At 57.0% G+C, this 12,760-nt stretch carries 12 protein-coding genes; 3 read left to right on the top strand and 9 right to left on the bottom strand.

What is annotated here, in order from left to right:
* Window positions 1-60: 60 nt before the first annotated feature.
* Window positions 61-1,314: an MFS transporter gene (locus tag ACLHV8_RS09335; RefSeq protein ID WP_134708334.1), complete on the bottom strand. Its 1,254-nt coding sequence runs from the start codon at window positions 1,312-1,314 to the stop codon at window positions 61-63.
* Between the two features lie 121 nt (window positions 1,315-1,435).
* On the opposite strand from ACLHV8_RS09335, the gene ACLHV8_RS09340 reads away from it, so the two are divergent.
* From ACLHV8_RS09340 to bioD, 3 genes are all read left to right on the top strand, one after another.
* Window positions 1,436-2,341, top strand: a complete 906-nt coding sequence (locus ACLHV8_RS09340) for a LysR family transcriptional regulator (protein ID WP_108090031.1) — start codon at window positions 1,436-1,438, stop codon at window positions 2,339-2,341.
* A 121-nt stretch (window positions 2,342-2,462) separates the two neighbouring features.
* Window positions 2,463-3,683 carry a sugar metabolism global transcriptional regulator Mlc gene (gene mlc / locus ACLHV8_RS09345; protein WP_028017362.1) on the top strand — a complete coding sequence of 407 codons (1,221 nt, stop codon included), beginning with the start codon at window positions 2,463-2,465 and terminating at the stop codon, window positions 3,681-3,683.
* 130 nt (window positions 3,684-3,813) lie between these two features.
* Window positions 3,814-4,509: a dethiobiotin synthase gene (gene bioD, locus ACLHV8_RS09350; RefSeq protein WP_208593945.1), complete on the top strand. Its 696-nt coding sequence runs from the start codon at window positions 3,814-3,816 to the stop codon at window positions 4,507-4,509.
* Here bioD and clcB read toward each other — a convergent pair.
* The 8 genes from clcB to ACLHV8_RS09390 all read right to left on the bottom strand — a co-directional run bounded on the left by clcB (window position 4,444) and on the right by ACLHV8_RS09390 (window position 12,757).
* Entirely contained in the window at window positions 4,444-5,754 is a 1,311-nt protein-coding gene (gene clcB, locus ACLHV8_RS09355) for a voltage-gated ClC-type chloride channel ClcB (RefSeq protein WP_208593946.1), read from the bottom strand. The genes bioD and clcB overlap by 66 nt on opposite strands.
* A 102-nt stretch (window positions 5,755-5,856) precedes the next feature.
* Entirely contained in the window at window positions 5,857-7,005 is a 1,149-nt protein-coding gene (gene osmV / locus ACLHV8_RS09360) for an osmoprotectant ABC transporter ATP-binding protein OsmV (protein WP_208593947.1), read from the bottom strand.
* Window positions 7,005-7,652 (bottom strand): osmoprotectant ABC transporter permease OsmW, encoded by a 648-nt coding sequence (gene osmW, locus ACLHV8_RS09365; RefSeq protein ID WP_021241193.1) that lies wholly within the window; start codon window positions 7,650-7,652, stop codon window positions 7,005-7,007. Before osmW ends, osmV begins: the two co-directional genes overlap by 1 nt.
* A gap of 8 nt (window positions 7,653-7,660) precedes the next feature.
* Entirely contained in the window at window positions 7,661-8,560 is a 900-nt protein-coding gene (gene osmX / locus ACLHV8_RS09370; RefSeq protein WP_049005693.1) for an osmoprotectant ABC transporter substrate-binding protein OsmX, read from the bottom strand.
* 18 nt (window positions 8,561-8,578) lie between these two features.
* Entirely contained in the window at window positions 8,579-9,289 is a 711-nt protein-coding gene (gene osmY / locus ACLHV8_RS09375) for an osmoprotectant ABC transporter permease OsmY (protein WP_208593948.1), read from the bottom strand.
* A 342-nt stretch (window positions 9,290-9,631) separates the two neighbouring features.
* Window positions 9,632-10,255 carry a glutathione S-transferase family protein gene (locus tag ACLHV8_RS09380; protein WP_208593949.1) on the bottom strand — a complete coding sequence of 208 codons (624 nt, stop codon included), beginning with the start codon at window positions 10,253-10,255 and terminating at the stop codon, window positions 9,632-9,634.
* A 150-nt stretch (window positions 10,256-10,405) separates the two neighbouring features.
* A complete protein-coding gene (locus ACLHV8_RS09385) occupies window positions 10,406-11,581 on the bottom strand; it encodes an MFS transporter (RefSeq protein WP_208593950.1) in 1,176 nt (391 codons plus the stop codon).
* A 48-nt stretch (window positions 11,582-11,629) separates the two neighbouring features.
* Window positions 11,630-12,757, bottom strand: a complete 1,128-nt coding sequence (locus ACLHV8_RS09390) for an alpha/beta hydrolase (RefSeq protein WP_208593951.1) — start codon at window positions 12,755-12,757, stop codon at window positions 11,630-11,632.
* Window positions 12,758-12,760: the final 3 nt, after the last annotated feature.

A 12,760-nucleotide genomic window follows, 5' to 3' on the forward strand; every position in this document is an offset into this window, starting at 1 on the left:
TGAATCAGCCGATGACAAAAATTAGCATCGGCTTGATTTAAACACGAAGGCGGTGGATTGTTAATGCAGACGTTTATGCAAACTGGCGCCAACCAGCAGCGCCGCGCACAGCATCAGCGCGATAAACCCGCCCACGCCGTTCCAGCCGTAGTTATGCCAGAACACGCCGCCGAGCGTCCCGGCAATACTGGAACCGAGATAGTAGCTGAACAGATAAAGCGACGACGCCTGACCTTTGGCCCGACGGGCGCGTGGGCCAATCCAACTGCTGGCAACCGAGTGGGCGGCGAAGAATCCCGCGGAGAAGAGCAGCATTCCAGCAAAAATCAGCCACAGGGAGGAGAAGAGCGTCAACAGCAGGCCGAGTAACATCACGCCTGTGAATACCAGCATCACCGGTCCCCGCCCGAAGCGTGCCGTCATCGCTCCGGCTTTTGGGGAGCTCCATGTTCCGGTCAGATAAGCGACAGAAAGCAAACCGACAACGGCCTGGCTCAGATGCCACGGTGAGAGCATCAGGCGGTAGCCAATATAGTTAAACAGCGTGACGAAGGAGCCCATCAGAAGGAAGCCGACCAGAAACAGGCGCGGCAGCCCTTTATCACGCCAGTGCAGACGGAAGTTGATAAACAGCGTTTTCGGGCGCAACGAGGTGGAGCGGAAATGGCGCGATTCCGGCAGAATTTTCCAGAACATCAGTGCAGAGGCAAGGGCGAAGCAGCCAATGACAGCCAGCGCAATGCGCCAGTTAAAGAGGTCCGTAAATACCCCACTCAGCAGGCGTCCACTCATCCCGCCGATGGAGTTCCCGCTGATGTACAACCCCATTGAGAAGGCAACAAAACTCGGGTGGATCTCTTCGCTGAGGTAGGTCATCCCTACAGCGGCAACCCCACTGAGCGATAAACCAATCAGCGCGCGCATCACCAGAATACCGTGCCAGCTGGTCATCATGGTCGAGAGTAACGTACAGACCGAGGCCAGCATCAGCGCGGTAACCATCACCGGTTTGCGACCGATGGCATCGGAAAGTGGGCCGGTAAAGAGCAGGCCAATTGCCAGCATCCCGGTGGAAATTGAGAGCGAAATGCTGCTGCTGGCAGGCGATACGCCAAACTCGTGAGAGAGAACGGGCAGGATCGGCTGAACGCAATAGAGCAATGCAAACGTTGCCAGACCCGCTGAGAAGAGCGCCAGCGTGACGCGCATAAATTGAGGTGTACCGCGTTTAATGAACTGAACCGGCTGAGATGCTACGGGTAAATCATTGATATCTCTGGCCGGATCGATATCAATGGCAGTTGTACGACTCACACAGTTTCCTTGCTTAAACATCCCCGTGATTTCTGGTGACGGGTATGACCACACGATCAGAGTAGGAAAATGTAAATATTCTGTCTAATATATTAATAATCTCAAATGATACTTTAAAAATATGAATATTGAGCTGCGTCACCTCCGATACTTTGTTGCCGTTGCCGAAGAACTGCATTTTGGCCGCGCGGCGGCAAGACTGAATATCTCTCAGCCACCGCTAAGCCAGCAGATTCAGATCCTGGAGCAGCAGGTTGGGGCGCGTCTTCTGGCCCGCACCAACCGCAGCGTAAGCCTGACGGCGGCGGGAAAACAGTTTCTGGCCGATAGCAGACAAATCCTGAGTATGGTCGAGGAGGCCGCGGCGCGGGCAGAACGGCTGTATCTCGGTGAAACCGGAGAACTGCGGATCGGGTTTACCTCGTCCGCACCGTTTATCAGCGCCGTCTCGGAGACGCTCTCCTCATTCCGCCGGCATTTTCCGGATGTTCATATTCAGACGCGCGAAATTAATACCCGCGAACAGATTGCGCCACTGAATGAAGGTTCGCTGGATCTGGGGCTGATGCGAAACACTCAACTGCCGGACACGCTGTCGTGGCAGGTGATCCTGCGCGAACCGCTGATGGCGATGATCCCTCACGATCATCCACTGGCTTCGCGTCCGTCTGTCACGCTGGCAGAACTGGCAAAAGAACCGTTTGTCTTTTTTGACCCGCAGGTCGGGACGGGCCTGTATGATGATATTCTGGGTTTGATGCGCCGCTACGATCTTGCCCCGGTTATTACTCAGGAAGTCGGGGAAGCGATGACCATTATTGGTCTGGTCGCTGCCGGGCTGGGCGTGTCTATTCTTCCGGCCTCCTTTAAACGGGTACAATTGCGCGAAATGCGCTGGGTTACCATCGCTGAAGAGGACGCTGTTTCAGAGATGTGGCTGGTATGGTCAAAACATCATGAACAGAGTCATGCCGCACAGCGTTTTAAACAGCAGTTAATTAGCGCCTCTGCCGGGCGATATTTATAGGGAAATACGGGCAAAAATGTGCAGTAAATCACATGGCTAAGTAAATATTTGACGACGGACATGGAAGTGCTTCACCATAGCCCACAGTTTATTTCGAAGCTCGAAAATAAGGGAGTACGAGGTGGTTGCTGATAGTCAGCCAGGGCATATTGATCAGATTAAGCAGACCAATGCTGGCGCGGTGTATCGCCTGATTGATCAGCTTGGTCCGGTTTCGCGTATCGATCTTTCGCGCCTGGCACAACTGGCACCTGCCAGTATCACCAAGATTGTCCGCGAAATGCTGGAAGCCCACCTGGTTCAGGAGACCGAGATCCAGGAGCCGGGCAGCCGTGGCCGTCCGGCGGTCGGGCTGGTGGTCGAGACGGAAGCGTGGCACTACCTGTCACTGCGCATCAGTCGGGGGGAAATCTTCCTTGCGCTGCGCGACCTGAGCAGCAAACTGGTGGTGGAAGACCGGCTTGAACTGCCGCTCAATGCTGAGGAACCGCTCCTCGATGCGATTGTCTCGCATATTGATAACTTCTTTATCCGCCATCAGCAGCGGCTTGAACGCTTAACGGCGATAGCCATCACCATGCCGGGCATTATTGATACCGAAAACGGCATTGTTCACCGTATGCCGTTTTACGACGATGTCAAAGAGATGCCGCTGGGTGAAGTGCTGAAAAACCATACCGGTGTGCCGGTCTATATTCAGCATGACATCAGCGCCTGGACGATGGCTGAGGCACTGTTTGGCGCGTCACGCGGTGCGCGGGACGTCATTCAGGTCGTCATCGATCATAACGTCGGGGCGGGCGTGATCACCGACGGACGCCTTCTGCATGCCGGAAGCAGTAGTCTGGTCGAAATCGGCCACACCCAGGTCGACCCTTACGGTAAACGCTGTTATTGCGGGAACCATGGCTGTCTGGAGACGATTGCCAGCGTGGAAAGCGTGCTGGAACTGGCGCAGGCGAGGCTCGGCCAGTCCATGAGCTCTTCGCTACACGGACAACCCTTAACGGTGGACTCCCTCTGCGCTGCCGCGCGTCAGGGCGATCTCCTGGCGAAGGACATTATTACCGGCGTAGGTAACAACGTTGGCCGCATTCTGGCTATTATGGTGAATCTCTTCAACCCGCAAAAAATCCTGATTGGTTCGCCGCTCAGCCAGGCGGCGGAGATCCTCTTCCCGGCTATTTCGGCCTGTATTCATCAGCAGTCGCTCCCCGCGTACAGCAAGAATATTGCGGTAGAAAGTACCCAATTCTCCAACCAGGGCACGATGGCAGGTGCGGCGCTGGTCAAAGATGCCATGTATAACGGCTCGCTGTTGATCCGCCTGTTACAGGGTTAACTCTTTTCTGCAGATGTAAGAAAAATTGCGCTATCTCAAGCCGGGTAGCGCATGCATCCCGTAGACTTCCCCCACTGAATTATTTACCTGGTTTATATTTTCGAAGCATACCCAAGAGGTGGAGTGAGTCATGCTTAAGCGTTTCTTTGTTACTGGTACAGATACCTCTGTCGGCAAGACAGTCGTATCCCGCGCATTACTGCAGGCTCTGGCTGCAAGCGGTAAACGCGTTGCAGGGTACAAACCGGTCGCAAAAGGCAGTAAAGAGACGCCAGAGGGATTGCGTAATAAAGACGCTCTGGTGCTGCAAAGCGTCTCGTCGCTGGAGCTGACATATGACGCGGTTAATCCAATTGCGTTAAGCGAAGAGGAGAGCAGCGTGGCGCACAGCGGTATGATTAATTACCCCCTGCTGTCTGATGGCCTGGCAAACCTGAGCGGGAAGGTTGATCACGTTGTGGTTGAAGGGACGGGCGGCTGGCGCAGCCTGATGAATGATTTGCGCCCGCTGTCTGAATGGGTCGTGCAGGAGCAGCTGCCTGTGGTGATGGTTGTGGGTATCCAGGAAGGGTGCATTAACCATGCGCTGCTGACGGCACAAGCCATAGCCAATGACGGCCTGCCGTTGATTGGCTGGGTGGCAAACCGCATCAACCCAGGACTTGCGCACTACGCTGAAATCATCGACGTGCTGAGCACAAAACTGCCCGGGCCTTTGGTCGGTGAGTTGCCGTACCTGCCCCGCGCAGAGCAGCGCGAGTTAGCGCAATACATCGATCTCTCTGCCCTCGGTGGCGTGTTGACCGTAGATAGAGTCGTGGCGTAACGTCCTCGACAGAACGGACGCCACCACGCAGGCGACCAGCAAACCGGGCAGCAAAAAATACTGCCCGGTCATTTCACAGACCATCAGCGCCGACATAATGGGCGCATGTGTGGTTGCGGCGAGTAACGTTGCCATCCCTGCCAGCCCCAGCAAAATCGCCGTCTCAGAGCCCGGTAACCACAGCGCGAAAAGTTGAGCAAACAGCATACCTGTCGCCATACCGACAAACAGCGTAGGCGTAAATACCCCTCCCGGCGCACCGGAGCCGCTGCTGGCCAGCACCGCCAGCAGTTTACAGATAAACACACCGGCAATGACCAACAGCAACGGGGGCGCGATCAGAAAAGCCTGAACCACGCTGTAGCCATTCCCCCACACCTTAGGTGTCAAAAGGGACAGCAGCCCGACGATCAAACCGCCGAGCGCCAGTTGCCACGGTGGTGAAAGTTTGAGACGCAGGAATAGCCCATGACTGAACGTCATCAGCCACATCAGCAGTGGGCCGCAGAGGCCCGCCAGCAAACCCATAGCGAGCAACAGGGCATAATCTGCCGCGGTGAATATGCCGCTCAGATGCACGTCATAGAGCGTGAGGGCTCCGGGCGCTAAAAGATGCGTCGTGAGCAGCGCCACCACCGCAGCAATAACCACGGGGCCAAGCGAGGCCAGCATCAGCGTGCCAAACAGAATCTCTGCAATGAACAGGCTTCCGGCTAGCGGAGCATGGTAGGCGCTGGCCATCCCGGCCGCGGCGCCGCAGGCGATCCAGAGTTTCCACTCGGATTTCGGCGTAAAGCGCCGGGCAAAAAAGGAGGTGGCGAGGGCGGCAAGCAGGATCATCGCGCCTTCGCGACCAATGGCACTCCCGCTGGCCACGACCAGCAGTGAGGCAAGGGATTTTACCAGACTGGCACCGTAGTCAAACTGACCGTCCCCGGTCTCCAGCGCTTCCATGTAATCGGTGGGGGCGTGAGGGCGCTGCGCGGTCATTCGCTGCCATCCCCATAACAGCAACCCGGCCGCCAGCCCCCCCAGGGCAGGCGTCAATGCACGCCGCCAGGGAGCGAGCGCGGCGGCGGCATTCACCAGGCTGCCGCTGTCGTTACTGAGAAACAGCCACTCCAGCAAATACATGCTGTGTCGAAACACCGCAACGGCCAGCGCGGCCAGTACACCGGTGACGGTAGCAATCAGCAGTCGGCGAAACATTGCCCGGATGTCGGGGTAAGCATGAAGACGTTGCATGGGTCGCGAGTAAACAGGAACGATACAATATTGTGGCGGGAAATCGCGGGGTTAGCAAAAGGTATGCGTGCGAAAAAGCCGGGCGACGCCCGGCCAGAAAGGTTAGCTGTCGCTGTGAATATTCAGCGCCCGACGCGTACGTCCGGAGCTCAGGTACTCGGCAATATAGTCCTGAGAAATCTCGCCGTTATAGCGCCCGTCCTCATCCACGATCGGCATCCAGCTGGTATTACTCTCATACAGACGTGAAAGCACCACGCGCAGGTTATCTTCCGCTTTGCCGGTGATGCGAAACGGATGCAGGATGTCGGCGCAGGTACCGCTGGCCTGACGCGCTTCGCGACGCTTCACAAAGCCCAGCGGTTTGCCATGCTCGTCGACCACCGTCACGGCGCGAATATCATTATCGTCCATGGTCGCAAAGGCGTCGGGAAGCGGCGTAGAGCCCTGTACCGTTATGGTCGGCTGCTGGTCGGTCACGTCGCCCGCCGATACCAGCAGCAGACGCTTCAGCGTACGGTCCTGACCGACGAACGAGCCGACAAACTCATTCGCCGGTTTCGCCAGCAGTTCATCCGGGCTGGCGCACTGCACGATTTTCCCCTGACGGAACACCGCAATACGGTCGCCGAGCTTCAGGGCTTCGTCGATATCGTGGCTGACCAGCATGACGGTTTTTTTTAGCTTGCGCTGCATCTCCAGGAACTGGTTCTGGATCACCTCGCGGTTGATCGGGTCCACCGCGCCGAAAGGTTCATCCATCAGCAGTACCGGAGGATCCGCCGCCAGGGCGCGGATCACGCCGATACGCTGCTGCTGGCCGCCGGACATCTCGCGCGGGTAGCGGTTGAGGAACTTATGCGGATCCATCGCCACCATATCCATCAGCTCTTCGGCGCGGGTTTTGCAGCGGGCTTTATCCCAGCCCAGCATGCGCGGCACGACGGTGATGTTTTCTTCGATGGTCATGTTCGGAAACAGGCCAATCTGCTGGATCACGTAGCCGATGTTGTGGCGCAGTGTGACGGTGTCCATCCCGCTGGTGTCTTCACCGTTGATCAGGATCGTTCCGCTGCTGGGGGTAATGAGGCGGTTAATCATCTTCAGGGTGGTGGTCTTTCCGCAGCCGGACGGGCCAAGCAGGACGCACATTTCCCCTTCCGGCACGTTCAGGCTGACGTTATCAACGGCCTTAAAGGTCTGGCCGCGCTTCTGTGAAAATTGTTTGGTGAGGTTTTCCAGTTTTATCATTATCGAATCCCCTTTGGAGTCAGAACCACCTGCAGACGGTGCAGCAGCCAGTCGAGCACAATCGCTAAAAGACAAATCATCAGCGCGCCCGCAATCAACATGCGGATATCGCTTCCGCCGATGCCATTCAGCAGCAGCAGGCCAAGACCGCCCGCGCCGATCACGGCGGCAATCGCCATCACGCCGATATTCATCACCACGGCGGTGCGGATCCCGCCGAAAATCACCGGCAGCGCCATCGGGATCTCTACCCAGCGCAGGCGCTGCCAGAAGGTCATGCCAATGCCGCGCCCGGCTTCGCGCAGGCCAGGCGGCAGGCTGTCGAGCGCCGTATGGGTGTTACGTACAATCGGCAGCAGCGAGTAGAGAAACACCGCCGTGATTGCGGGCAGGGCACCGATACCCTGACCGATCAGCGAAAACAGCGGGATCATCAGGCCAAACAGGGCGATGGACGGAATGGTCAGCACAATGGTGGCTATCCCCAGCACCGGCGTTGCCAGCCACCTGTGGCGGACAATCAGAATGCCCAGCGGGACGCCGATGAGAATGGCTAAGCCTACGGCCAGCGCCACCAGCCACAGATGCTGCAGCGTCAGGGTTAAGAGGTAATCCCAGTTGTCCAGAATGTAGTGAATTGTCTCCATAGCGCCTCCTACAGCAGCTGTTTGCTACGCAGGAAATCACGGGCGACCTGCTGCGGTGACTGATGGTCGATATCCACCTTCTTGTTCAGTTCGGTGATAACGTCGTTGTTGAGCTGTGCCGAGAGGGTGTTGAGCGCCTCTTCCAGCCCCGGGTTGGCCTCCAGCGTGTCCTTGCGTACCACCGGGGTGACCGCATAGCTCGGGAAGAAGCCTTTATCATCTTCCAGCACCTTGAGGTCGAAGCCCTTCACGCGCCCGTCAGTGGTGTAAATCAGACCCGCGTCGACGAAGCCGTCGCGCACCGCGTTATAGACCAGACCGGGGTCCATCTGGCGAATTTGCGGGCGGTCCAGGTCCATTTTATAGGCGGCCTGAAGCGGCTTCATGCCGTCGCTGCGTCCGGCAAATTCCAGGTCTAAGCCCAGCAGCCAGTTCTTGTCCGGGTTGGTTTTACGGATCTGCTCAATCTTCGCCACCATTTCCGACATGGTGTTGATGTGTTCCGCCTCGGCGCGCTTGCGCTGCATGGCGAAAGCGTAGGTGTTGTTCATGTCGGCGGGCTTGAGCCAGACCAGACCGTGCTTCGCGTCCAGGCGCTTCACCGTCTCCCAGGACTCCTCTGGAGACATGCGCTTGTTGATGTGGTTGAAGATGATCAGCGACGTGCCGGTGTACTCCCACGTCATATCAATCTGCTTGTTGATCATGGCGTTACGGGAAATTACCGTGGCGATATTGGTTTGCGGCTGAACCTGGAATCCTTTCTTTTGCAGATACTGCACGGTCATCGCCGAGAGAATGTGCTGCTCGGTAAAGCTCTTGGTCGCCAGAATCAGCGGGGCCGCCATCGCCTGGCTGGTGAACAGCGCCGCGGCACACAGCGCCGTCAGGCCGGAAAACAGTCTCATAAAAGCTCCTTATTATTGTTATCGAGCGAGATGGGGGCTCATCGCGCGACCCAGCGCCGCCAGCAGGGTATCGAGGATCAGGGCGAACAGGGCGGTGGCCGCCGCGCCGAGGATCAGGGTCGGGAAATCGTTCAGGTAAATGCCGGGGAAAATCAGCTCGCCGTAGCTGCTGGCGCCAATCAGGAACGCCAGCGGCGCGGTACCGACGTTAATGGCGGTGGCGATGCGGATCCCCGAAAGCATGACCGGCCAGGCGGTGGGTAACTCAACCTGACGCAGCCGCTGCCATTTGGTCATCCCGATGCCGTTTGCCGCTTCCAGCAACGACGGCGGAACCGCGCACAGCCCGGCATAGGTATTGCGCACAATCGGCAGCAGAGAGGCGAGGAACAGGGCGATGATGGCGGGCGTATCGCCGATGCCAATCACCACCATCGCCAGCGCCAGCACGGCCAGCGGCGGCAGCGTGTTGCCGACGTTGAAGATTTGCATCACGTATTCGGCGATACCGCGCGCGGCCGGGCGGCTCAGCAGAATACCGGCCGGAATACCCACCAGCAGGGCAAAAAACATGGATGAGAAAACCAGAATCATGTGCTGTTGCCCGAGATAAACCAGGTCAACCTGGCGCGCCTTAATCGTCTCCAGGCCGATCCCCCAGACGAGGAGGGCGAGGACCACGATAATGGCGCCGACAAACAGCAGCGAACGTTTAAGTAATGGGTGCATTGCGGTGTGTCTCCCTGTACGCATGCGTTATAGCAACCACCGGTTGCCTGTTGTTATGCCATGTTTCGGCAGGGGTATTTCACCTATAGCAAGCGTTTGGGAAGGGTTCCAGCGAAGGGGGGGAATCAGTAACCCTATGATTAATGAGTAAACCTTGTGTCAGGCCTGACAGGGTAAGGGCTGGCTAAGCCAGAGGCAGAATAGTCCTAAAGATACAAATGATGTGTGACACTGTCACATATTAACCCCCATTCATCGGAGCCATCGTCACAAAACAGACATTTCTGGAGCGGGGGCCGTCCCCGGACTGATATGCGGCAATCAGAGGACGGCGGATAAGACTTACACCATCCCGTTATTCCCGCGACGTAAAAATGCTGGACGCTGGTTAAGGCGCGCAAACCAGGCATCAATAGCCGGGACGGCTGGGTGCTCGAACGGCGTCATTTTCCAGCGGTTGACCGACAATCCCAGCACGATGTCCGCAAGAGTAAAGTTTTCGCCCGCTGCCCACGCCCCTGTGCGCTGGAGCTGCTGTTCAAGGATAGCAATACAGTGGTTCCACTCTTTAATGCCTGCGGCAATGCGGTCTGGATCGTTATAGTCCGGGTTCTTGCGCGCCAGCGCCGGGAAGACGTAACGCCAGGCATTGTTGAATTCTGTGGCTTGCCAGTCCATCCAGTGTTCGACATTCGCGCAGGCTTTTGGCTCAGAAGGGAGCAGATCGTCGCGTCCGGCTTTGCGCGCCAGATACCGGCAAATGGAGTTAGATTCCCACAGCACAAACTCCTCATCAATCAGCACCGGTACCATTGCGTTCGGGTTCAGGGCGCGAAATTCTTCCGTTTCCGTTGAGATAAAACCGATCCCGTAATCTTCCTGGCGATAATTCAGCCCGGCTTCTTCACAGGTCCAGAGTACTTTGCGAACGTTTATCGAGGTTGTTTTGCCGAGGATCTTGAGCATGGTGCAGGTGTCCTTTAGGGGTTATGTCTGGAAACAATACAACAGTTAGAGGGGAAGGATGGGGCAAAATTTGGTGGGGAATACGCAGGCCGGGCAAGCGTAGCACTCCCGGTAGGGTTGCCGTTCTGGAAGTCGCTACGCAAATTCAGGTTATTTTTGCCGTGATGTGAAAAATGTCAGTGCAGCCGAGGCCAGCAGCAACAGGCCACTCAGTGCAAACGTGCTCTGCCAGCCAGCATGGTCGAACACCATGCCGCCCACCGTTGAACCTATCGCAATACACAGCTGGATCACCGCGACCATCAGCCCGCCGCCTGCCTCGGCGTCATCAGGAAGAGTACGGGCAAGCCAGCTCCACCAGCCTGTTGGCGCCGCCGTGGCCAGCATTCCCCAAACGCCTGACAGCACCGCCACTATCCACACGCTGTTTCCGGCCGGGATTAACGTGCCAGCAATGGCCGCCATCAGAAGCGGGATCGCCATTAACGTCGGGTAAAACGCAGCGCTCAGAACCCGGACAACAACAAGCGTGCCAACAAAACCCGCTATACCGATGGCAAGCAGAATAAGCGATAAGCCGGAAGGACTGACGCGGGTGACGTTTTCAAGGAACGGCCGTATGTAGGTAAATAACGCGAACTGCCCCATGAAGAACAGGCCGCAGGCCATCAGCCCTGTACGGACCACGCGCTCGCGGAACAGACGAAACACGCTCCCGCGTGGGCTTTGCTGATTTGCCATGTCTGGCAGGCTAAAACACTGCCAGATAGCGGCGACGATGGCGACCGGCACCAGACACAGAAAAGCGCCACGCCAGCCAATGGTCGCGCCGAGATAGCTGCCAAGCGGGGCTGCGATAACCGTCGCCAGCGCGTTGCCGCCGTTAAAAATAGCCAGGGCGCGGGATACCTGATGTTGCGGCACAAGACGGAGAGCCGTCGCGGCAGACATCGACCAGAATCCACCAATCGCGATGCCGATGAGCGCGCGGCCTGCCATATACACCAGATAGCCGGTCGCACAGGCAATAATGATCCCCGATATCGCCATCAGCATCGTCATGCCCAGCAGCAGATATTTGCGATTCATTTTCCCGGCAAGGTGAGAAAGGCTCAGGCTGGTCAGCACCGCCAGTGCACCCGAGATGGCAATCCCCTGGCCAGTGAGCCCCTCTGTCACACCCAAATCCCGGGCGATGGGGGTGAGCAGGCTGACGGGCATAAATTCAGAAGCTATCAGGACGAACACGCACAGGGTCATGGCAAAAATACCGCCCCAGTGCGCACGCTCAGCGTTTGATGATGAGGTGTGGTTCAGTGTGGACATAGTCAGATTTCACGAAGCGCCACCCGCAGAAACGGGTGGCGTAGCAGGTTATTTCAGGCTGGTTTTGAAGAACTGCTCAAACTGAGCAAACGGAATTTTTCCGGCAGCGTTGTCGTAGAGATCAACATGATTTGCACCCGGGACAATCACCAGTTCTTTCTGTTTGCTGCCCACGGCTTTATACGCATCTTCAGCAAAATAGCGGGAGTGCGCTTTCTCACCGGTGACAATAAGCGTCGGGATGGTGATCTCTTTGGCATAACTCAGCAGCGGCATATTCATAAAGGATAAAGGCATTGTTGCCGTCCATGCGCCGGTTGAGTTGACGGAACGCGCATGGTAGCCGCGCGGCATCCGGTAGTAATCGAAGAACTCTTTCAGAACCGGATGGGGGTTCGCAGGTAATGACTCCGGCAGAATACGATCGGCGGCGGTCACCTTACTGTGTTCATCGACATAAATGTCATGGCCCGCATGGGCGAGGGTGCCACTCTCGGCATCTTTCCAGCGCTGCTCGTTCAGATACTGCAACACGGCGTGGCGGTCTGCCGTGGTGTAACGGTCTTTACCGTCGCCCACGCCGTGACCCATGGCGCGGCTCATGTCATACATCACACTGGTGGCGACCGCTTTCACACGGGTGTCCATAGATGCCGCATTGAGTGCCATACCACCCCAGCCGCAGATGCCGAGAATACCGATGCGGTTACGGTCCACCTCTTTTTGAATGCCGAGGAAATCCACTGCCGCGCTAAAGTCTTCGGTGTTGATGTCAGGGGAGGCCACGTTGCGTGGCTGGCCGCCGCTTTCGCCAGTGTAGGACGGGTCGAACGCCAGCGTCACAAACCCGTTTTCGGCCAGCGTCTGTGCGTACAGGCCGCTGGATTGCTCCTTAACGGCGCCAAACGGCCCGCTGACGGCAATCGCCGCCAGTTTACGGTCTCCACGATCTTTAGGAAGATACAAATCGCCCACCAGGGTGATCCCGTAGCGGTTCTGGAATGACACTTTGCGATGGTCGACCTTATCACTTTCAGCGAAGGTTTTGTCCCAGGTGGTCACCATTGAAACGGGTGCGTTTGGGTTGATGGTATCTGCATAACTCATTGTTGTAACTCCACTTAAAGATGCGCAGAGCAGCATCGCAACTGATAGTTTTTGGGTGAATGTTTTCATAAG

The sequence above is a fragment of the Enterobacter sp. CPE_E863 genome (genome assembly GCF_046521465.1).
GTDB classification, from domain to species: Bacteria; Pseudomonadota; Gammaproteobacteria; order Enterobacterales; family Enterobacteriaceae; genus Enterobacter; species Enterobacter adelaidei.